A 19642-nucleotide genomic window follows, 5' to 3' on the forward strand; every position below is an offset into this window, starting at 1 on the left:
TGGCTGCACTTCCGGCACCGGCTCCGGCGGCTCCGGCGCCCAAGGCCGCTCCGCCGCCCGCGGCCAAGCCGGCTCCGGCTCCGCCGGTGGCCCAGACACCTCCTGCTGCGGCCCCCGCGAAGCCCCAGCCCGCGCCGCCGGTGGCCGCCGCCCCGGCTCCGCAGCCGGCGCCCGCTCCGGCGAAGGCGTCGGGCGGGGGGAACTGGCGCGTCCAGCTCGCCGCGGTGCGCAGCGAGGCGGAGGCCTCGACGGAATGGAAGCGCCTGACCAGCCGCTACGGCGCGGCGCTCGGCGGGCTGTCCATGCAGGTCGCCAAGGCCGATCTGGGTGAGAAGGGCATCTTCTACCGCATCCAGGGCGTCGGCCTCGACGAGGAGCGCGCCAAGTCGGTCTGCGCCCAGCTCAAGTCCCAGAATGTGGGGTGTGTGGTTGTCCGTCCCTGATCCGGCTTTGCCGAACGCCCGAAACGCGTCCGGACCTCGTCGCGCGGCCCATCCTGCGCCTCACCGTGCGGTGGTGTTCGGCGCCGCCGGCACCGCGCTGACTGCGGACGAGCGCGCCTTCTTCCGCGACGCCGATCCGCTGGGCTTCATCCTGTTCCGGCGCAATTGCGACACGCCCGAGCAGGTCCGCGCGCTGGTGGCGGAGATGCGCGCGGCGGTGGGCCGCGCCGACGCCCCCGTGCTGATCGATCAGGAGGGCGGGCGGGTGGCCCGCATGCGTCCGCCGCGCTGGCCGGCTTTTCCGCCGATGCGCGCCTTTGGTGACCTTGCGGCCCGCGACGCCGCCGCCGGGCGGGAGGCCGCCCGGATAAACGCCCGGCTGCTGGCGCTGATGCTGGCGGACTGCGGCGTGACGGTGGATTGCGCCCCGGTCTGCGACGTGCCGGTGGAGGGCGCCCACGACATCATCGGCGACCGCGCCTTCTGCGGCGATCCGGCCCGCGTGGCCGATCTGGCGCGGGCGACCTGCGACGGGCTGATGGCCGGCGGCGTGCTGCCGGTGGTCAAGCATCTGCCCGGCCATGGCCGGGCCTTTACCGACAGCCACGCCGAGCTGCCGGTGGTGGATGCCCCGCGCGAGGCGCTGGAGGCGACCGACTTCGCGCCCTTCCGCGCGTTGGCCGACATGCCGCTCGGCATGGTCGCGCATGTGGTGCTGAAGGCCATCGACCCGGACCAGCCCGCCAGCACCTCGGCGATCGTGGTGCGCGACGTGGTGCGCGGCGCCCCTATCGGCTTCGACGGGCTGCTGTTCAGCGACGACCTGTCGATGGGCGCGCTGGCCGGCGGCATGCGCGGCCGGGCCGAGGCGGTCCTGGCCGCCGGGCTGGACGTCGTGCTCCATTGCAACGGCGTGATGGAGGAGATGGTGGCGGTGGCCGAGGGCGTTCCGGCGATGAGCGGCGCGGCCGTCCGCCGCTGGGCAAGGGCCGAGGCGATGCGCGGCCCGGTGCAGCCCGTGGACGCCGATGCCTTGCGGGCGCGTCTGGCGGAATTGCTGGGAACTCCCCAGGTTTAGGGCCATGCTCAGGCTTCCCCGGCGAATTCGGGGGGCGCAACGGGAGAGATGCGCGTGCTGGAAGGTCTGATCGACCGCATACCGATGATCTTCGCGGTCGCCATCCCCGCGATCCTCGCCATCACGATGCACGAGGCGGCGCACGGATTCGTGGCGATGTGGCGTGGCGACGACACGGCGTGGCGGCTGGGCCGGGTGACGCTGAACCCGCTCCGCCACATCGACCCCCTGGGCACGGTGGTGCTGCCGGCGGTGATGTATTTCACCACCGGCTTCGTCTTCGGCTGGGCCAAGCCGGTGCCGGTGAATTTCGGGCGCCTGCACCACCCTCGCCGCGACATGGTCTGGGTGGCGCTGGCCGGGCCGGGGGTGAACTTCGTGCTGGCGCTGGTTTCCGCGATCATCTGGGGCTTCACCAGCCCGCAGGGCGGGGCGACGGAGATGTGGGTCCGCGCCGCGCTGGAGGTGTCGGTCCTGGTCAACGTCGTGCTGATGGTCTTCAACATGATCCCGCTGCCGCCGCTCGACGGCGGGCGGGTGGCGGTGGGCATCCTGCCCGACGCGCTGGCCTTCCCGCTGGCCCGGCTGGAGAAGTACGGCATGCTGATCCTGATCGGCGCCTTCTTCCTGCTGCCCTTCATCGGGCGGGAACTCGGCATGGACCTCAGCGTGTTCTCCTGGGTGCTCGGCCCGCCGGTCGATTACATGATCGAACTGATCCGCATCCTCAGCGGCAACTGACGGCATGGTCGGCAGGAAACCCCCGGATCATGAGGACGAGGGCGCCGAGGCGACCAGCCCGGCGGAACAGCTCGTCCTCGTCCTGGACGGATTCGAGGGGCCGCTCGACATGCTGCTGGCGCTGGGACGCGAGCAGAAGGTGGACCTGACGAAGATTTCCATCCTCCAGCTCGCCGACCAGTATCTCGCCTTCATCGCCGAGGCGCGGAAGGTGCGGCTGGAACTGGCGGCGGATTACCTCGTCATGGCGGCGTGGCTGGCCTACCTGAAGTCGCGCCTGCTGATCCCGGAGGTCGAGGACGAGGAGCCCTCGGGCGAGGACATGGCGGCGGCGCTGGCCTTCCAGCTCCAGCGGCTGGAGGCGATGAAGGGGGCGGCGGCCAAGCTGTTCGCCCGCCCGCAGCTCGGGGTCGACCGCTTCCCCCGCGGCGCGCCGGAGGATCTCGACATCCTGCGCAAGTCGGTCTTCCAGGTCACGCTCTACGACCTGCTGAAGGCCTATGGCGAGCACAAGAAGCGCCAGGAGGGCGGCGTCCTGCACATCGAACCGGTGCGCCTCTATTCGCTGGAGGACGCGGTGCGCCGGCTGTCCGAGCTGCTCGGCCGCATGCCGGACTGGGCCACCCTGTCGAGTTTCCTGCCGGACGGCGTGCGCGGCGGCCTGCTGACACGCTCGGCGCTGGCCGCCCATTTCGCGGCGACGCTGGAGCTGGCCAAGGCCGGCCGCGTGGAGCTTCGCCAGGACGGCGCCTTTTCCCCCATCTACGTCCGCCGGGCATCGCGCCGGCATGAGCACCAGCATGAGCAGGGCGACGAGGAATGAGCGGACCCGACGGCATGATCCAGGAGATCGACAACCCGGAGGAGGTCGAGCAGCGATTGCGCGATCTGCGCCTGCTGGAAGCTCTGCTGTTCGCCTCCGCCGACCCACTGGACGAGGAGACCCTGGGCAGGCGGTTGACCCGCGACGCCGACGTCCGGGCGCTGCTGGAGGAACTGCGCGTCCATTACGCGGCGCGCGGCGTGAACCTGGTCCGCACCGGCGCCGGCTGGTCCTTCCGCACGGCGGTGGACCTCGCCCCGCTGCTGCGGCAGGAGGAAGAGGTCTCCAAGAAGCTGTCCCGCGCCGCCATCGAGACACTGGCGATCATCGCCTACCACCAGCCGGTGACCCGCGCCGAGATCGAGGCGATCCGCGGCGTGGCGACCAGCAAGGGCACGCTGGACATCCTGATGGAGAATGGCTGGATCCGGCCGGGCCGCCGCCGCGAGACGCCGGGGCGTCCGCTGACCTGGATCACCACCGACCATTTCCTCGACCATTTCGGCCTGGAGACGCTGCGCGACCTGCCGGGGGTGGAGGATCTGCGCGCCGCCGGCCTGCTCGATTCGCGGCCCGTGCTGCTGGGCATCGGCGGAGCCGGCCTGGAGGATACGGAACCATCGGAAAACGCTGACGATTCCGATACCTGAGCGAAACGCTCGAAAATAAGAACCATTTGCATCGGGGTCGGCGCACCGGTACTAAGGTCAATCGACCGCCATCAAACGACCCCCGGGCCGCTTCAGACTGGGACTGCCATGGATCGTCCGTCCGTCACCGACGCCCGTTCTTTCTCCGCGACCGGAGACGCCGTTTCCGAACCTCGGCCGGCCGGCCTGCGCACCGCGCTGCGCGACAAGGCGTCGGCCCTGTTCAGCCGCGGGACCGATCCGCGGCAGGGCGCTCCCTGTGAAGCCGCGCCGGTCACGCTCCCGAGCAACGGGCGGCATCTCGACGCATTCGGCCCGCAGGGCAGTGGCGCTGCCATTGCGATGGAGGCCCTTGCGCTGAACGGCGTCACCCACCGCTATGGGCGCATCGTCGCCGTCGACGACGTCAGCGTGACCATCGGGGCGGGGGAGATCGTCTGCCTGTGCGGCCCGTCCGGCTGCGGCAAGTCCTCGCTGCTGCGCATCGCGGCGGGGCTGGAGGCGGTGCAGACCGGCTCCGTCCGGATCGGCGGCACGGTGGTGGCGGACGAACGCGGCGCGGTCCCGCCGGAACGCCGCGGCGTCGGCCTCGTCTTCCAGGATTACGCGCTGTTCCCGCATCTGTCGGTGCTCGACAACGTGCGCTTCGGCCTGACCGCCCTGTCCGGCGAGGCGCAGCGCAAGCGCGCGTTGGAGTCGCTGGGGCAGGTCGGCATGGCCGGCTACGCCGATTCCTTCCCGCACCACCTGTCCGGCGGGCAGCAGCAGCGCGTGGCGCTGGCCCGCGCGCTCGCCCCGAACCCGGCAGTTCTGCTCCTCGACGAACCCTTCTCGGGCCTGGACGCCCGGCTGCGCGAGCAGGTGCGCGACGAGACGCTGCACGTGCTGAAGCAGAACGGCGCCGCCACCATGCTGGTCACCCACGACCCGGAAGAGGCCATGTTCCTGGCCGACCGCATCGCGCTGATGCGCGCCGGCAAGGTCGTGCAGGTCGGCAACCCGGTGGACCTCTACACCCGCCCGGTCAACGCCTTCGCAGCGGAATTCTTCGGCGAGGTCAACCGGCTGTCCGGCGTCGTGCAGGGCGGTGCGGTGGACACGCCGGTCGGCCCGATCCCGACGGAAATCGCCGATGGCGCCGCCGTGGAGGTGCTGATCCGCCCGGAAGCGCTGAAGCTGTCCGCCCAGCCCGCCGCCACGGTTCCCGCCGGGGACCTGCCGGTCCTGGCGCGGGTGATGGCGGCGCGCCTGCTGGGGCGCACCAGCCTGGTCCATCTCGACGTGCCGGACGGGAAGGGCGGGTCGGTGCATCTGCACTCCCGCATGCCGGGCCAGTTCCTGCCCGCCGAACAAAGTCATGTTTCGGTGTGCATGGACCTGTGTCAGGCCTTCGTTTTTCCAGCCGGTGCACCCACTTAGTCGTTTGAGCGGTTTCACCCGACCGATCGTTGCGGGAGGGAAACCTTTCTGCCATAGTGCCGCCCCGCCATTGGGCTGCCTGTTCAGGAAACGTGTGTCATGGGATTCTCCAGCGTCTGGCATTGGGTCATCGTCCTTCTGATCGTCCTGCTCCTGTTCGGCGCCGGCAAGCTGCCGAAGGTCATGGGCGATCTCGCCAAGGGCATCAAGAACTTCAAGGCCGGCCTGAAGGACGAGGAAGAGGGCACCGCTGCGGGCGCCGACTCCAAGGTCCTGCCGAACCAGCCGGTTCCGCCGGCCCAGCCGGTGTCCTCGGTCCATCCGGTTCCGCCCGCCCCGGTTCCGCCCGCTGCCGACCCCGGCGTGAAGAAGGACGAGACGGCCCGCACCTGACCGTCCGGCGCCCTTCATTCCCGCGCCGCTTCGAAAGGCTGAGGAGCCATGTTCGACATCGCATGGTCGGAACTGATGGTCATCGCGGTCATCGCCCTCGTGGTGATCGGCCCGAAGGACCTGCCCAAGGCCATCTACACCCTGGGAAAATGGGTGAAGAAGGCGCGTCTCGTCGCGCGCGACTTTCAGGGCCACATCGACGACATGATGCGCGAGGCGGAGCTTGACGAACTCCGCAAGGAGGCCCTGAAGGTCCGCGACACGAACCTCCAGAAGATGGTCGAGAACACGATCGATCCGAAGGGGGAACTGAAAGGCGCCTTCGACGTGGGGGCCAACCTCGGAGCCGATGGCTATCACGGCAGCCCGCCGGAGGATGGCCCGACCCCGACGGTCGCTTCCCCCGTGCCTCCCGTCGGATCGCCGCAGGTGACGGCGGCCCAGCCGCAGCCGGCGACCGAACCGCCGGTCACGGCCCCGCTTCCTCCGGCTCCGCCCGCGGAATTCGTCCCGGCCCCGGCCCAGCCGCCGGTTCCGGCCTCCGCCGAATCCGCTGCGGCGGCAACCACGAACAAGCAGGCGTGACCTAAGTGTCCGGCGAAACGCGCATGACCGGCGAGTCCGACGACGAGCTCGAAGAAAGCAAGATGCCGCTGATCGACCATCTGGTCGAGCTGCGCAACCGTCTGATGTACGCGACGCTGGCGATCCTCATCGCCTTCTTCGTGTGCTACGCTTTCTCGGACCGGATCTACAACTTCCTGGTCCAGCCCCTGGCCGACATCCTGGCCGGGCAGGGGCGGCGGATGATCTACACCGGCCTGACCGAAGCCTTCTTCACCTATGTGAAGGTGGCCTTCTGGGCCGGCTGCTTCCTGTCCTTCCCCATCGTCGCCAGCCAGATCTGGATGTTCGTCGCGCCCGGCCTCTACAAGCACGAGCGCAAGGCCTTCCTGCCCTTCCTGGTGGCCACCCCCATCCTGTTCTTCCTGGGCGGGGCGATGGTCTACTACTTCATCTTCCCGCTGGCCTGGCGCTTCTTCCTGGGGTTCGAGTTCCACCCTGGCATGGACGCCGGCGCCCTGCCGATCGAGTTCGAGGCCCGCGTCAGCGAGTATCTCGGCCTCGTGATGCACCTGATCTTCGCCTTCGGTCTGGCCTTCCAGCTTCCGGTCCTGCTGACCCTGCTGATCCGCGCCGGATTGCTGACGACTGAGACTCTGGCTGCCAAGCGGCGCTACGCCATCGTGTTCGTGTTCATCGTCGCGGCGATCCTGACCCCGCCGGACGTCATCAGCCAGGTCGGCCTCGCCATCCCGCTGCTGGCGCTCTACGAGGTGTCGATCCTGATCGGCCGCCGCATCGAGAAGACGCGCGGCGACGCGGACGAGACGGAGGCGGAGCAGGCGTAAGGTCTTTCTCCTTACGCCGTCGCTTCTTCGACCATCACCTGATTGCGACCGTTCCGCTTGGCCCGGTACAGGGCCAGATCGGCGGCCGCCAGCGCCGCGTCGAGATCCTCGCCGCTGCGGCAGGCGGCGATGCCGATGCTGACGCTGGCGGCGATCTCCTGACCCTGGAAGGGCAGCGGCCGCGCCGCCACGTCGCGCCGCAGCGCCTCCGCCAACGCCGCCGCCCCGCTGCGGTCGGTGTCGGGAAGCAGAACGCAGAACTCCTCTCCGCCATAGCGCCCGAACAGGTCGGTGCGGCGCAACCGCGCCGTGACGGTCTCGGAGAAAAGCCGGAGAAGCGCGTCGCCGGCCAGATGGCCGAAGGTATCGTTGACCCGCTTGAAACGGTCGAGGTCGAGCAGCAACAGGGTGAGCGGCGCCCCATTGCGCTGCGCCCGCGCCAGTTCCCGCTCGGCATGCTTCAGGAAGGCCCGGCGATTGTAGGCGCCGGTCAGCGGGTCGATGGTGCCGATGCGGTCCAGGTCGGCCTGAAGCTGCTCGCTGGTCATGGCGAGGAAGCCGAAGCCCCATCCGGTGACGGCCAGGATGGCTTCCAGAAACCCGGCGCTCTGCACCAAGCTGGGGGTCAGAATGCCGTCCACAGGCCCGCCGATCGCCGTCAGGACGGCGCGTCCGGTGACGAACAGGGCATGGGCCAGGAACACCAGGGCGGTGACCCGTTGCGCCCGCCGAGGCTTGTCCGCCGCCGCCATCCGCCACAGATTGAGGGCCGCCAGCAGCGACAGGCCGGCAATGCCCACGGACCCGATCAGGATGCGTGCCGTCACGTCATTCGTCATCACCACGAACCAAAGATTTCCGGCGGTCAGCGCGGCGAGCAGCGCCAGCCCGCTCCGCCAGGGTATGGACCGTCCGGCGAAGCTGCGCACCCCGAACCAGTTCAGCAGATAGGAGGCGGCCACCAGGGCGTTGCTCAGCGGGATCACGGCGGCGGGGGGCCAGACCCCGTAAAGCAAGACAAGAGCCAATCCACCGGCTCCGACCAGCGCTCCCCCCGCCCAATAGGCCAGCGCGGTGATGTGGCGGTGCGCTTTCCAAGTCAGGAAAGCGGCGATGGACAGCAGAACGCCGATGCCCACCAGGACGATGATGAGAGTGCGGGTGTCGAGGATCATGTCCGGAGTGGGGAGGGCAGGGATCGGTTCCGGGGTTCTGCACGCATTCGCATTCCCGGCGCCACCGATAAGTATAGGACACCAATCATTTCAGGGTCTTTCCCATCGGTGCGGCTCCGCCTCTGGACCTTCATCCGGCGGCGGACTATAACCAGCCTCCCACCCATTCCGTATCGCCGTGAGCCATGCACGACCTTCGCGCCATCCGTGAGAACCCCGAATCCTTCGACCGCGGCCTCGCCCGGCGGGGCCTTGAGCCGGTGTCGCCGACGGTGCTGGACCTCGATTCGCGCCGCCGCGCCGCGCAGACCCAACTGCAGGAGATGCAGGCGCGCCGCAACGAGGCGGCCAAGGAGATCGGCCTCGCCAAGCGGGAGGGCCGCGACGCCCAGCCGCTGATGGACGAGATGGCGCAGCTCAAGGAGCGGCTGCCCCAGGTCGAGGAGGAGGAGAAGGCGCTGGGCGCCGAGCTGGACGGCCTGCTCGCCTCCATTCCGAACCTGCCCGCCGACGATGTGCCGGAAGGCCCGGACGAGACCGCCAACGTCGAGATCCGCCGCTGGGGCGAGCCGAAGGCCATCGCCGACGCCAAGCAGCATTTCGAGCTGGGCGAAGCGCTGGGCCTGATGGATTTCGAGGCGGCGTCGCGCATGTCCGGCGCCCGCTTCACCGTTCTCAAGGGCGGGCTGGCCCGGCTGGAGCGCGCGCTCGCCGACTTCATGCTGGACATCCACACCGGCGAGCACGGCTACACCGAGATCGCTCCGCCGCTGATGGTCCGCGACAACGCCCTGTTCGGCACCGGCCAGCTTCCGAAGTTCGAGGAGGACCTGTTCCGCACGGGCGATCACTATCTGATCCCGACCTCGGAAGTGCCGCTGACCAACCTCGTCAACGACCAGATCGTGGCGACGGAGGAACTGCCCCACCGCTACACCGCGCTGACCCCCTGCTTCCGCGCCGAGGCCGGGTCGGCCGGGCGCGACACCCGCGGCATGATCCGCCAGCACCAGTTCTGGAAGGTCGAGATGGTCAGCGTCACCGCGCCGGACCAGTCGGAGGCGGAGCACCTGCGCATGACCCAGTGCGCCGAGACCATCCTGCAACGGCTGGAACTGCCCTACCGCGTGGTGACTCTGTGCACCGGCGACATGGGCTTCTCCGCCCGCAAGACCTTCGACATCGAGGTCTGGCTGCCCGGCCAGAACATGTACCGCGAGATTTCGAGCTGCTCGAACTGCGGCGACTTCCAGGCCCGCCGCATGAAGGCGCGCTGCCGCCCGAAGGGCGAGAAGCAGACGCAGTTCGTCCACACGCTGAACGGCTCGGGCGTGGCGGTCGGTCGCTGCCTGATCGCGGTGCTGGAGAACTACCAGCAGCCCGACGGCTCCATCCTGGTTCCCGAAGCGCTCCGGCCCTACATGCGCGGGCTGGAAAGGATCACCGCCTGATGTTCGATCTCCCGCTCGACCTGTCGAACGCGCGCATCCTCGTCACCAACGACGACGGCATCCACGCGCCGGGCCTGAAGGTCCTGGAGGCCATCGCCCGTTCCATCTCCGACGATGTGTGGGTGGTGGCGCCGGAGATGGAACAGTCGGCGGCCAGCCATTCGCTGACCATCAACCGGCCGCTGCGGCTGCGCCAACTGGACGAGCGGCGCTACACGGTGGACGGCACGCCGACCGACTGCGTCCTGCTGGCCGTCAACCACATCATGAAGGACGCCCGTCCGACGCTGGTCCTGTCCGGCGTCAACCAGGGCTCCAACATCGGCGAGGACGTGACCTATTCGGGCACCATCGCGGCGGCCATGGAGGCGACCCTGCTGGGCGTTCCGGCCATCGCGCTCAGCCAGCACTATGAGAATCGCGCCCAGATCGACTGGTCGGCGGCGGAGCGCTGGGGGGCGGAGGTGATCCGCAAGGCCGTCTCCACGCCCTGGCCGAAATACGTCCTGCTCAACGTGAACTTCCCGGCCTGTCCGGCGGACCGGGTCACCGGCATCCAGGTTGTCCGCCACGGCAAGCGCAAGATCGGCGACGAGCTGGTGGAGCGTGTCGATCCGCGCGGCAAGCCCTATATCTGGATCGGGACCCTGCGCGGCGAGGCCGACGTGGCGTCGGACACCGACATCCATGTGGTCTTCCACGGGGGTATTTCGGTGACGCCGGTCTATCTGGACCTGACGCACACGCCGACGCTCCAGACCCTGCGGCACGCGTTCGAATGAGGTTTGTCTCCGGGGTGAATGGATAGAATGTGACGGTCGAGGCACGCAAGATCCGGCTTCTGATGGCGTTGCGCCGCAACGGCGTGACCGACACGCGGGTTCTGGCCGCGATCGAGCGAATCCCGCGCGAGCGCTTCGTCCCCGACCCCTTCCAGGATCAGGCGTGGGAGGACACGGCGCTTCCCATCGACCTCGGCCAGACCATCAGCCAGCCGCTGATCGTGGCGCTGATGACCCAGGCGCTTGAACTGGGGGAACGGCAGACGGTGCTGGAGATCGGCACCGGCTCCGGCTATCAGGCGGCGGTTTTGTCGCGGCTGTGCCGGCGGGTCTACACGGTCGAGCGGCTGCGCCCGCTGCTGACCGAGGCGGAGGCGCGATTCCAGGCGCTGCGCCTGAACAACATCACGACCCGCCACGGCGACGGGACGAAGGGCTGGCCCGAACAGGCGCCGTTCGAGCGCATACTGGTCACGGCCGCCGGAGGCCCCGATGCGCCAAAGGACTTGACGGATCAGCTCGCCGTTGGTGGTGTCATGGTCATCCCGCTGGGGGGCGACTACCGCGGCCAGCGGGTCGTCCGCATCCGGCGGACCGAAACCGGTCTTACACGGGAGGATTTGTGGCCCGTCCGCTTCGTACCGTTGCTGTCCGACCCTCCGCCCCCCCCAGGAACGGAGTAGCCGGCCCGTTCGGCGTGTCACTTGGCGTCACATCCAGCGTGTCTGGGCGCGCCCTCCTCGCGGCGCTGGCGTTGATTCCGCTGCTCGCCGCCTGCCAGCAGCGCACCGGCGAACTGGCGCCGGTCACCTCGGTGTCCAACACACCGGATTCCATCGGCGGTGCGGTCATCGTGCAGCGCGGGGACTCCGCCTATTCGCTGTCGCGGCGCTACAACGTGCCGCTGCGCGACCTGCTGGAGGTCAATCACCTGTCGCCGCCCTACCAGTTGCAGGTGGGGCAGCGTCTCGTCCTGCCGGTGTCGCGCCAGTACATCGTCCAGCGCGGCGACACGCTCTATGGCATCTCCCGCATGTTCAGCGCGGACATGAGCGAGCTGACCCGCCTCAACGGCCTGACCGCGCCCTACGCCGTGCAGGCCGGGCAGCCGCTGCGCCTGCCGGGTGGTGACACGCCGGGCGGCACCGCGGTGGCTCAGGCCCCATCCAGCGCGGGGGGCGCCGTCGGCGGCGTGGTGGCCTCGGCACCGGTCAAGCAGGTGTCGCGCGGGTCCATCCAGGCGGCGGAGCTGCCGCCTCCGGGCGCATCGGCATCGACACCGGCCTCGGTGGAAAGCCCGTCACAGACCGCCACCGTCCTCTCCCCGGTGCCCGGCGCCAAGCCGGCCGCCGCGCCGGAGGTGGCGACCGCAGCGCCCGTCTATCAGCCGGGGCAGGCCCCGACCTCGCTGCGCCCGCCCGGCCAGAAGCCCGCCGTTCCGGAGCCGGCGCCCGCGCCGCGTGTCGTCGAGGCCGCTCCGGTCCCGCCGCCGCCGGCGCCGGCCCAGGAGGTCGCCGCCGCTCCGCCCCCGCCGCCAAAGGCCGCGGAGCAGGCGACGTCGCAGCGCGCCACCGGGCGCCTGCTCTGGCCGGTGAAGGGGAAGGTGATCTCGACCTTCGGACCGAAGCCGGACGGTCTGCACAACGACGGCCTGAACATCGCCGCCAGCAAGGGAACGACGGTGGTCGCCGCCGACAACGGCGTCGTCGCCTACGCCGGCAACGAGCTGCGCGGTTTCGGCAACCTGCTGCTGGTGAAGCACTCGGACGGCTTCATCACCGCCTACGCCCATCTCGACCGCATCGACGTGGAGCGGGGCGTGGCGGTGAAGCGCGGGCAGGCCATCGGCACGGTCGGCCAGACCGGATCGGTGACGAGCCCGCAGCTTCACTTCGAACTGCGCAAGGGCAGCCAAGCGGTCGATCCGCGCGACCGCATGGAGCCGCGGGTCAGCGAAGGGGCTTCTCCAGACGGCCAGCCAGGTCCTGGATGAACTGCCAGGCCACCCGGCCGGAGCGGCTGCCGCGGGTCACCGACCATTCCACGGCCTCGGCCCGCAACTGCTCCGCCGGGATGTCCAGCCCGAAGCGGGCGGCGTAGCCCTCGATCATCGCGAAGTAGGTCGGCTGGTCGCAGTTGTGGAAGCCCAGCCACAGGCCGAAGCGGTCGGACAGCGACACCTTCTCCTCGACCGCCTCCGCCGGGTTGATGGCGGTGGAGCGCTCGTTCTCGATCATGTCGCGCGGCATCAGGTGGCGGCGGTTGGAGGTGGCATAGAACACCACATTCTCCGGACGCCCCTCGATCCCGCCTTCCAGAACGGCCTTCAGCGACTTGTAATGGGCGTCGTCATGGTCGAAGGACAGGTCGTCGCAGAACAGGATGAAGCGGCGCGGCTCATCCTTCAGCCGGGCGAGCAGGCGGGGCAGGGTGGGGATGTCCTCTCGGTGGATCTCCACCAGCGCCAGCGTGCCGGGATGGTCCTGCGCCACCGCGGCGTGCACCGACTTGACCAGCGAGCTTTTGCCCATGCCGCGCGAACCCCAAAGCAGGGCGTTGTTGGCGGGCAGGCCGGTGGCGAAGCGGGTGGTGTTGTCCAGCAGGATGTCGCGCTGCCGTTCGACGCCGCGCAACAGGCCGATCTCGACCCGATTCACGGTGGGCACCGGCTCCAGCCGGTCGGGATCGGCGTGCCAGACGAAGGCGTCGGCGGCGCCGAGGTCGAGCCGGCCCGGCGGCGGCGGAGCGAGGCGTTCCAGGGCCTCGGCGATGCGGGTGAGCAAGGGCAGCAGGTGGGCGTCCGACATCGTGTTCCTTTGCAAAGGCGATTCTTCCGGTTTCGTTGCGCCGACCCTAACCCGCCGGCCCGGCACCGGACAAGGACGCGCGCCAAGGAGGCGCGCTTGCGGGGGAGGCGTACGCGCCGCTATGGTTCCTCAAACGCGAACCGAGGGCCGGCCATGCACGCAGAACGCTCCACCGATCTCCCGACGCCGGCGGGGAGCGCCGAACATGTCCTGCGGCGGCTGGAGGAAACGCCCCTGCGGGAGGACCCTTTCCCGCATCTGGTGGTGCCGGACGCTCTGCCGACAGACCTTTACGCCCGCGCCATCGCCCAGTGGCCGAGGTTCGAAGCGCTGGCGCTCCTGCAGATGGACAGCCTTCCCCAGCGCTATCAGATGGTGCTGACCGACCGCAATCTGAGGGAGATGGAGCCGGAGGCTGAAGCGACCTGGCGGGAGATCCGCGATTGCCTGTTCGGGCCGGAGACGCTGACGCGGCTGGCGCCGCGCTTCCCCTCGCTCGCCGCCAAGCTGGAGGCGCCCATTGCCGCCCGTCCGCCCGTGGCGTACGCGCGGCTGGTCGAAGACCATGCGGGCCACGCCATGTTGCCCCACACCGACGTGTTCGGCACCTTCCTGTCCATGCTGCTCTACATGCCGGCGGATGGCAGCCGCCCCGATCTCGGGACGGCGCTGTACCGGCCCCGCGACCCGTCCTTCGCCGCCGACATCGGGCGCTCGACGGAGCGGTTCCCGCGCGCGGATTTCGAACTGGCCGGCACCGCGCCCTTCCTGCCGAACCATCTGCTGGCCTACGCGCCGTCCGACCGTTCCTTCCATGGGGTAGAGCCGGTGACGGCGCCCTGCACGCGCCGCTTCCTGCTTCTCTTTGCCGTGATGGACAGCCGCGGCCCTTGAAGCCCGGCGGGCGTACCCCTATTCCATTGCATCGACGGCCCGGACCGTTATAGTCCCCGCGTCCGCGAGCGCCCGCTGCGCCTTCGGAACCAAACCACAGGGAGCCTCCAGATGTTCGTTTCGACGGCCTATGCACAGACCGCCGCGCCCGCCGCCGGTGGGGCCGACATGATCGTGCAGTTCCTGCCGCTGATTCTGATTTTCGTCGTCTTCTATTTCCTGCTGATCCGTCCGCAGCAGAAGAAGATGAAGGAACACAAGGGCATGCTGGAGTCCATCCGCCGCGGCGACCGCGTGGTGACGGGCGGCGGCATCATCGGCACGATCACCAAGGTCGGTCCGGAAGACGAGCTTCAGGTCGAGATCGCCGAGAATGTCCGCGTCCGCGTCATGCGCTCCACCGTGAATCTCGTGCTGTCGAAGTCCGAGCCGGCCAAGAGCGCCGACGATAAGGCTGACGAGAAGGTCGTGGACCGCAAGTAACGCGGTTCTCCGGTAGCGAACGGGACTGGTTTACGAATGCTGTATTTTCCGCGCTGGAAGATTTTTCTGATCGTCGCGATCTGCGTGCTCGGGACCATCCTCACGCTGCCGAATTTTCTCAGCCGTGAGACGTTGGCGGCCCTGCCGAACTGGTACGCGCACAACCGGGTCAACCTCGGTCTCGACTTGCGCGGTGGGTCGCACCTGCTGCTCGAGGTGGACATGGGCGCGGTCATCCGTGACCGCGTCGAAGGTCTGGTCGATTCGGCGCGCACCCAGCTCCGCAACGACAATGTCGGCTACACGGCGATCAACCCGGGCGACCGCGGCATCACCGTGCAGCTCCGCGACCCGGCGCAGGCCGACACGGCGGTGCGCGCGCTGCGCCAGCTCGCCAACACCATCGGCGGCGGACCGCTCGGCGGCGGCCAGCCCGACCTGGAGGTCACCTCCGGCGGCGGCGTCGTCACCGCCCGGCTCAGCGAGATCGCCCTGCGCGAGCGCGCCACCCAGGCCATCGAACAGTCCATCGAGATCGTGCGGCGCCGCATCGACGAGACCGGCGTCAACGAGCCGACCATCGCCCGCCAGGGCGCCGACCGCATCCTGGTCCAGCTTCCCGGCGTCGAGGACCCGGACCGCGTGAAGCGGCTGCTCGGCACCACCGCGAAGATGACCTTCCGGCTGGTCGACATGAACGCCGACCCGAGCGCCGGCCGGGCCCCTCCGGGCACCGACATCCTGCCCTCGGCGGAAGGTGGGCGGGCGCAGAGCGCCTACGTCATCCGCAAGAAGGTCGAGGTGGACGGCGCCAACCTGACCAACGCCACCGCGGGCAGCAACCCGCAGACCGGCGAGTGGGTGGTCAATTTCGAATTCGACAGCATCGGCGCCCGCCGCTTCGCCGACGTGACCCGCGCCAACGTCGGCCGGCCCTTCGCCATCGTGCTCGACAACAAGGTCATCAGCGCCCCGGTGATCCGCGAGCCGATCACCGGCGGGCGCGGCCAGATCAGCGGCAGCTTCACCGCCGCCGACGCCAACGACCTCGCCGTCCTGCTGCGCGCCGGCGCGCTGCCGGCCCCGCTGAAAGTGATCGAGGAGCGCACGGTCGGTCCCGACCTTGGCGCCGACTCCATCCGCGCCGGCCTGATGTCGGTGGGCATCGGCTTCGTGCTGGTCTGCGCCTACATGATCGCCGCCTACGGTCTGTTCGGGGCCTTCGCCTGCTTCGCCCTTCTGGTCAACACCGTCCTGACGCTGGCCGCGCTGTCGCTGCTCCAGGCGACGCTGACGCTGCCGGGCATCGCCGGCGTCCTGCTGTCGCTCGGTCTGGCGGTCGACGCCAACATCCTGATCAACGAGCGCATCCGCGAGGAAACCAAGAAGGGCCGCGGTGTCTTCGGCTCGGTGGAGGCCGGCTTCAGCCGCGCCTATTCCACCATCGTGGACGCCAACCTGACCACCGCCATCAAGATGGCCATCCTGTTCGTGCTGGGCACCGGCGCGATCAAGGGCTTCGCCGTCACCATCACCTTCGGCATCCTGATTTCGCTGTTCACGGCAACCGTGCTCGTGCGTCTCATGATGGTCAGTTGGCTGCGCAAGACGCGGCCGGCCGCCCTGCCGGTGTAAGAGGTCATTCCCATGTTCCGGCTTCGTCTGGTCCCTGACAACACCAACATCCAGTTCATGCGCGGGCGACACGCCGGCCTGATCGTGTCGGCGTTCCTGTCGATCGCGTCGGTGGTGCTGTTCTTCTATCCCGGCCTGAACTACGGCATCGACTTCCGCGGCGGCATCGTCATCGAGGCGCGCACACCGCAGGCCGCCGACTTCGCCTCGCTGCGCCACACGCTCGGTCAGCTCAACATGGGGCAGGTGGCGTTGCAGGAGTTCGGCTCGCCCCAGGACGTGCTGATCCGGCTGGAGCGCCAGCCGGGCGACGACGCGGCGCAGCAGGTGGCCGCCGACAAGGTGAGGGCCACGCTCGCCCAGGAGATCCCCGGCACCACCGTGCGCCGCGTCGAGGCGGTCGGCGCGTCGGTCAGTGGCGAGCTGTTCTTCAACGGCATGCTGGCGCTCGGCCTCGCGCTGCTGGCGATGCTCGTCTACATCTGGTTCCGCTTCGAATGGCAGTTCGGATTCGGCGCCATCGTCACGCTTCTTCTGGATGTCACGAAGGTGGTCGGCTTCTACGCGATCACGGGCATGCAGTTCAACCTGACGGCCATCGCGGCGATCCTGACGATCATGGGCTATTCGACCAATGACAAGGTCGTGGTCTATGACCGCATGCGCGAGAACCTGCGCATCTACAAGAAGATGCCGCTGCGCGAGTTGATCGACCGCTCGATCAACGAGACGCTGAACCGGACCCTGGGCACCTCCATGTCGACGCTGCTGTCGATTCTGCCGCTGGCCTTCTTCGGCGGCGAGGCGCTGCAGGACTTCGGCATCGTGCTGATCTTCGGCATTTTCCTGGCGACCTCCTCGTCCATCTTCATCGCCGCCCCCATCTTGCTGTTCCTGGGCGAAAACCGGCTGCGCCGCAACGCGCCGGCGGAGAACGCGGCCCCGGCCGCCAACCCGACGCCCTGACCGGAAAGAACAGGAAGCGGATCAGAGATGGCGGACATCACGCCGATCATCCCGTCGGACCGTCAGGTCATCGACGGGTACGGGGACGGGCAGTTCTGCGTGTCCGGGCAATGGCGCACCGGGGCGGTGGTGGTCCTTCCCGACCGCACGGAGCCCTGGCGCCCCCAGGACTTCGCTGCCCTGACGGCGGAGGATTTCGCCCCCGTCATCCAGGCCGAGCCGCGGGTGGAGTTCCTTCTGCTCGGTTCCGGCACCCGGATGCAGCTTCTGCCCAAGGCCCTGCGCCAGAGCCTGCGCGACGCCGGTCTGGTGGTGGAGGTGATGGACACCGGTGCGGCCTGCCGCACCTACAACGTCCTGCTGGCCGAAGGCCGGCGGGTGGGGGCGGCGCTGCTGCCGGTGTGAGCCGGGCCGGAAGCCCGGCCGGAAAAGACCAACAAAAAAGGCCCCCGATTGGGGGCCTTTTCCGTTCTGGCGATCCGGGGAAGGATCAGGCCGGGGCCTTCGACAGGCGCTCGGCCACGAATTCCCAGTTCACCAGGCTCTCCAGGAACGCCTTCACGAAGTCCGCGCGGCGGTTCTGGTAGTCGACGTAGTAGGCGTGCTCCCACACGTCGGCGGTCAGCAGCGGGAAGTGGCCCTGGGCCAGCGGGGTGTCGGCGTTGGAGGTCTTGGTGACCTTCAGCTTGCCGCCGTCGATGTACAGCCACGCCCAGCCCGAACCGAACTGGGTGATGGCGGCGTTCGAGAACTCTTCCTTGAACTTGTCGACGCTGCCGAAGTCGGCGATCAGGCGCTTCTCAAGCTCTCCCGGGATGGCGCCGCCACCGTTCTTCTTCATGCTCTGCCAGTAGAAGGTGTGGTTCCACACCTGACCGGCGTTGTTGAAGAGTCCCTGCTTGGAGGCGTCGCCGTAGCTCTGCTTGATGACGTCTTCCAGGCTGGCGTCGGCCAGCGGGCTGTCCTTCGTCAGGTTGTTCAGGTTGGTGACGTAGGTCTGGTGGTGCTTGTCGTGGTGCAGGTGCAGCGTCTCCGACGACATGAACGGCTGCAGAGCATCATAGCCATACGGGAGCGGCGGCAGTTCGAACGCCATTGAGTTACCCTCTCTTCTTGGATTGTCCCATCTCGGCCCGCGCCTTGGCGGCGCGGCACCTCCGTCCGCTCAAATAGGCCCGCGGCGCGGCAAAGTGAAGGCTGGAAAAAGGCCGAGGCGCGAAAAGGTGGTAATCCTTGTGTTCAGGACCGCGCGGGCAGCGAACTCGCCGGAGCGCACCGCACCTTCGAGTGTCGCCGGAAGCCCCATCTTCGTCCAATCGCCGGCCAGAACGAGGTTTTTCAAAGCGGTTCGGGCACCGGGGCGATTCGCCGCATGGACAGGGGACTGGTCCGGAGTCGCCCGGCGCTCCTTGATGATTCGGAAAGGCGGCAGGGCCATGTCGGGCGCGCCCAGTGCCTTCGCCACGTCGCGCCACAGGGTAGTGGCGACCGCTTCGGCGGGCTGACCGGCGAGCGCGTCGGCGTCGCTGACTGTCACCGACAGCACGTCGCCGCGCCGGAACAGCCAGTCCGCCGCTCCGCCCACCAACCCCAGGAAGGGCAGGCCGCCCGGCAGGTCGATCGGGGCGGGCAGGCGGAAGTGGGCGTTGACGATGGCACGCCCGGCGGCCGGTGGGGAAGCGGGCAGCGCCTCAGGAATCAAGCGCCCAGCGATCCAGGCCGGCACCGCCAGGACCACCGCGTCGTCGCCGCCAAGCGCGATGCGCTTCCCATCCACCGAGATGGCGGCTACACGATCGCCCGCGCGTTCCAGCCCATCCACCCGCACTCCGGTGCGGAGGTCGGCGCCGTGCCGTTCCAGCCACGCCACCGCCGGATCGACCAGGGCAGCGGACAGGCCCTTCTCCGCGAACAGCGGCCGGCAGGCGGCCTCGCCGCGCAGCAGCGTCTCCCGCAGCACGGCCCCGAACAGGCGGGCGGACACCCGCTCCGGCGCCCCGTTCATCACCGACACGGCCAGCGGCCGCCACAGGCGTTCGTACAGCGCTCCGTTGGCGGGCAGGGCGTCGGCCACCGCCGCTCCGGGACCGGCGGTCAGGGTTCGCAGGGCGGCGAGGTAGTCGGCGGGGCGGCTTCCCGGCACGCGGCGGGCCTTGTCGAACAGCCACATCCCGCCGGGCCGCAGGCACCAGCGCTCGCCGTTGCCGAGGTCGAGGAAGGGAAAGGCAGCGGGGCGCAGCTCGGTCAGGGCGCCGCCGGCGCCGACCCGCTCCAGATAGCCGAGCAGGGACCGGTTGCCGCTGAGCGCCAGATGGCTGCCGTTGTCCACCACGCGGTCCAGCGTGGCGTCGTAAAAGGAGCGGCAGCGCCCGCCGGCCTGCGGCGCGCTTTCATGCAGAACGACCCGCCGCCCGGCCTCGGTCAGGCGAACGGCGGCGGACAGGCCGGCAAGGCCGGCGCCGACGATGTGGACGGTGCTCAAGTCGGACC

Annotated in this window: 22 protein-coding genes; 18 read left to right on the forward strand and 4 right to left on the reverse strand. The window is 69.2% G+C overall.

Annotation, left to right across the window (positions count from 1 at the left end; translation table 11 throughout):
* The 9 genes from AC1DVI_RS27535 to tatC all read left to right on the forward strand — a co-directional run.
* Positions 1–443 (forward strand): SPOR domain-containing protein (locus AC1DVI_RS27535; protein ID WP_476960691.1); only part of this gene is annotated, 443 nt, incomplete at its 5' end.
* A 73-nt stretch (positions 444–516) separates the two neighbouring features.
* Positions 517–1521: a beta-N-acetylhexosaminidase gene (gene nagZ, locus AC1DVI_RS27540; protein WP_476960692.1), complete on the forward strand. Its 1005-nt coding sequence runs from the start codon at positions 517–519 to the stop codon at positions 1519–1521.
* 48 nt (positions 1522–1569) lie between these two features.
* Complete coding sequence (locus tag AC1DVI_RS27545) at positions 1570–2262, forward strand: site-2 protease family protein (protein WP_170295833.1); 693 nt, start codon at positions 1570–1572, stop codon at positions 2260–2262.
* A gap of 4 nt (positions 2263–2266) precedes the next feature.
* A complete protein-coding gene (locus tag AC1DVI_RS27550; protein WP_476960693.1) occupies positions 2267–3085 on the forward strand; it encodes a segregation and condensation protein A in 819 nt (272 codons plus the stop codon).
* The gene (scpB, locus tag AC1DVI_RS27555; RefSeq protein WP_476960694.1) at positions 3082–3735 is read left to right on the forward strand and encodes an SMC-Scp complex subunit ScpB; all 654 of its coding nucleotides are present in this window, start codon (positions 3082–3084) and stop codon (positions 3733–3735) included. Before AC1DVI_RS27550 ends, scpB begins: the two co-directional genes overlap by 4 nt.
* Positions 3736–3843: 108 nt before the next feature.
* Positions 3844–5154, forward strand: a complete 1311-nt coding sequence (locus tag AC1DVI_RS27560) for an ABC transporter ATP-binding protein (RefSeq protein WP_476960695.1) — start codon at positions 3844–3846, stop codon at positions 5152–5154.
* Positions 5155–5253: 99 nt separating this feature from the next.
* Entirely contained in the window at positions 5254–5547 is a 294-nt protein-coding gene (locus tag AC1DVI_RS27565) for a twin-arginine translocase TatA/TatE family subunit (protein WP_454017841.1), read from the forward strand.
* 48 nt (positions 5548–5595) lie between these two features.
* Positions 5596–6132 (forward strand): Sec-independent protein translocase protein TatB, encoded by a 537-nt coding sequence (gene tatB / locus AC1DVI_RS27570; protein WP_476960696.1) that lies wholly within the window; start codon positions 5596–5598, stop codon positions 6130–6132.
* Between the two features lie 23 nt (positions 6133–6155).
* Entirely contained in the window at positions 6156–6959 is an 804-nt protein-coding gene (gene tatC, locus AC1DVI_RS27575) for a twin-arginine translocase subunit TatC (protein WP_237906031.1), read from the forward strand.
* An 11-nt stretch (positions 6960–6970) separates the two neighbouring features.
* Here tatC and AC1DVI_RS27580 read toward each other — a convergent pair whose 3' ends face one another.
* Complete coding sequence (locus AC1DVI_RS27580; protein ID WP_476960697.1) at positions 6971–8134, reverse strand: GGDEF domain-containing protein; 1164 nt, start codon at positions 8132–8134, stop codon at positions 6971–6973.
* A 185-nt stretch (positions 8135–8319) separates the two neighbouring features.
* Here AC1DVI_RS27580 and serS point away from each other — a divergent pair, with 185 nt between their 5' ends.
* From serS to AC1DVI_RS27600, 4 genes are read left to right on the forward strand one after another with little or no spacing between them, the layout of a single operon-like run.
* Entirely contained in the window at positions 8320–9585 is a 1266-nt protein-coding gene (gene serS / locus AC1DVI_RS27585) for a serine--tRNA ligase (RefSeq protein WP_476960698.1), read from the forward strand.
* Positions 9585–10367, forward strand: coding sequence for a 5'/3'-nucleotidase SurE (surE, locus tag AC1DVI_RS27590; RefSeq protein WP_174439454.1), 783 nt, complete (start codon positions 9585–9587; stop codon positions 10365–10367). Before serS ends, surE begins: the two co-directional genes overlap by 1 nt.
* Before the next feature lie 29 nt (positions 10368–10396).
* Positions 10397–11050 carry a protein-L-isoaspartate(D-aspartate) O-methyltransferase gene (locus tag AC1DVI_RS27595; RefSeq protein ID WP_476960699.1) on the forward strand — a complete coding sequence of 218 codons (654 nt, stop codon included), beginning with the start codon at positions 10397–10399 and terminating at the stop codon, positions 11048–11050.
* Positions 11051–11088: 38 nt separating this feature from the next.
* Positions 11089–12360, forward strand: coding sequence for a peptidoglycan DD-metalloendopeptidase family protein (locus AC1DVI_RS27600; RefSeq protein ID WP_476960700.1), 1272 nt, complete (start codon positions 11089–11091; stop codon positions 12358–12360).
* Here AC1DVI_RS27600 and AC1DVI_RS27605 read toward each other — a convergent pair.
* The gene (locus tag AC1DVI_RS27605) at positions 12317–13174 is read right to left on the reverse strand and encodes an ATP-binding protein (protein ID WP_145671752.1); all 858 of its coding nucleotides are present in this window, start codon (positions 13172–13174) and stop codon (positions 12317–12319) included. The two genes, AC1DVI_RS27600 and AC1DVI_RS27605, sit on opposite strands and share 44 nt — an antisense overlap.
* Positions 13175–13327: 153 nt before the next feature.
* On the opposite strand from AC1DVI_RS27605, the gene AC1DVI_RS27610 reads away from it, so the two are divergent.
* The 5 genes from AC1DVI_RS27610 to AC1DVI_RS27630 all read left to right on the forward strand — a co-directional run bounded on the left by AC1DVI_RS27610 (position 13328) and on the right by AC1DVI_RS27630 (position 17557).
* Positions 13328–14068, forward strand: a complete 741-nt coding sequence (locus AC1DVI_RS27610) for a hypothetical protein (protein ID WP_476960701.1) — start codon at positions 13328–13330, stop codon at positions 14066–14068.
* A gap of 111 nt (positions 14069–14179) precedes the next feature.
* The gene (gene yajC, locus AC1DVI_RS27615; protein ID WP_149164865.1) at positions 14180–14551 is read left to right on the forward strand and encodes a preprotein translocase subunit YajC; all 372 of its coding nucleotides are present in this window, start codon (positions 14180–14182) and stop codon (positions 14549–14551) included.
* A 36-nt stretch (positions 14552–14587) separates the two neighbouring features.
* Positions 14588–16186, forward strand: a complete 1599-nt coding sequence (gene secD, locus AC1DVI_RS27620) for a protein translocase subunit SecD (protein WP_476960702.1) — start codon at positions 14588–14590, stop codon at positions 16184–16186.
* Positions 16187–16198: 12 nt separating this feature from the next.
* Positions 16199–17152 (forward strand): protein translocase subunit SecF, encoded by a 954-nt coding sequence (gene secF, locus AC1DVI_RS27625; RefSeq protein WP_237906041.1) that lies wholly within the window; start codon positions 16199–16201, stop codon positions 17150–17152.
* Between the two features lie 27 nt (positions 17153–17179).
* A complete protein-coding gene (locus tag AC1DVI_RS27630; RefSeq protein ID WP_454017850.1) occupies positions 17180–17557 on the forward strand; it encodes an Mth938-like domain-containing protein in 378 nt (125 codons plus the stop codon).
* A gap of 85 nt (positions 17558–17642) precedes the next feature.
* Here the strand turns inward: AC1DVI_RS27630 and AC1DVI_RS27635 are convergent, their stop codons facing one another.
* Positions 17643–18248 (reverse strand): superoxide dismutase, encoded by a 606-nt coding sequence (locus AC1DVI_RS27635; RefSeq protein ID WP_014197280.1) that lies wholly within the window; start codon positions 18246–18248, stop codon positions 17643–17645.
* A gap of 69 nt (positions 18249–18317) precedes the next feature.
* Positions 18318–19634: a hydroxysqualene dehydroxylase HpnE gene (hpnE, locus tag AC1DVI_RS27640; RefSeq protein WP_476960703.1), complete on the reverse strand. Its 1317-nt coding sequence runs from the start codon at positions 19632–19634 to the stop codon at positions 18318–18320.
* Positions 19635–19642 lie beyond the last annotated feature (8 nt).

This window comes from Azospirillum sp. P4_B5 (assembly GCF_056402275.1).

Coding starts and splice junctions, on each gene's coding strand:
- secF (WP_237906041.1), top strand. CDS start 16,199: ATGTTCCGGCTTCGTCTGGTCCCTGACAACACCAACATCCAGTTCATG.
- surE (WP_174439454.1), top strand. CDS start 9,585: ATGTTCGATCTCCCGCTCGACCTGTCGAACGCGCGCATCCTCGTCACC.
- AC1DVI_RS27560 (WP_476960695.1), top strand. CDS start 3,844: ATGGATCGTCCGTCCGTCACCGACGCCCGTTCTTTCTCCGCGACCGGA.
- yajC (WP_149164865.1), top strand. CDS start 14,180: ATGTTCGTTTCGACGGCCTATGCACAGACCGCCGCGCCCGCCGCCGGT.
- serS (WP_476960698.1), top strand. CDS start 8,320: ATGCACGACCTTCGCGCCATCCGTGAGAACCCCGAATCCTTCGACCGC.
- AC1DVI_RS27605 (WP_145671752.1), bottom strand. CDS start 13,174: ATGTCGGACGCCCACCTGCTGCCCTTGCTCACCCGCATCGCCGAGGCC.
- secD (WP_476960702.1), top strand. CDS start 14,588: ATGCTGTATTTTCCGCGCTGGAAGATTTTTCTGATCGTCGCGATCTGC.
- tatB (WP_476960696.1), top strand. CDS start 5,596: ATGTTCGACATCGCATGGTCGGAACTGATGGTCATCGCGGTCATCGCC.
- AC1DVI_RS27610 (WP_476960701.1), top strand. CDS start 13,328: ATGCACGCAGAACGCTCCACCGATCTCCCGACGCCGGCGGGGAGCGCC.
- AC1DVI_RS27550 (WP_476960693.1), top strand. CDS start 2,267: ATGGTCGGCAGGAAACCCCCGGATCATGAGGACGAGGGCGCCGAGGCG.
- AC1DVI_RS27580 (WP_476960697.1), bottom strand. CDS start 8,134: ATGATCCTCGACACCCGCACTCTCATCATCGTCCTGGTGGGCATCGGC.
- AC1DVI_RS27635 (WP_014197280.1), bottom strand. CDS start 18,248: ATGGCGTTCGAACTGCCGCCGCTCCCGTATGGCTATGATGCTCTGCAG.
- AC1DVI_RS27630 (WP_454017850.1), top strand. CDS start 17,180: ATGGCGGACATCACGCCGATCATCCCGTCGGACCGTCAGGTCATCGAC.
- AC1DVI_RS27545 (WP_170295833.1), top strand. CDS start 1,570: ATGCGCGTGCTGGAAGGTCTGATCGACCGCATACCGATGATCTTCGCG.
- scpB (WP_476960694.1), top strand. CDS start 3,082: ATGAGCGGACCCGACGGCATGATCCAGGAGATCGACAACCCGGAGGAG.
- AC1DVI_RS27565 (WP_454017841.1), top strand. CDS start 5,254: ATGGGATTCTCCAGCGTCTGGCATTGGGTCATCGTCCTTCTGATCGTC.
- tatC (WP_237906031.1), top strand. CDS start 6,156: ATGACCGGCGAGTCCGACGACGAGCTCGAAGAAAGCAAGATGCCGCTG.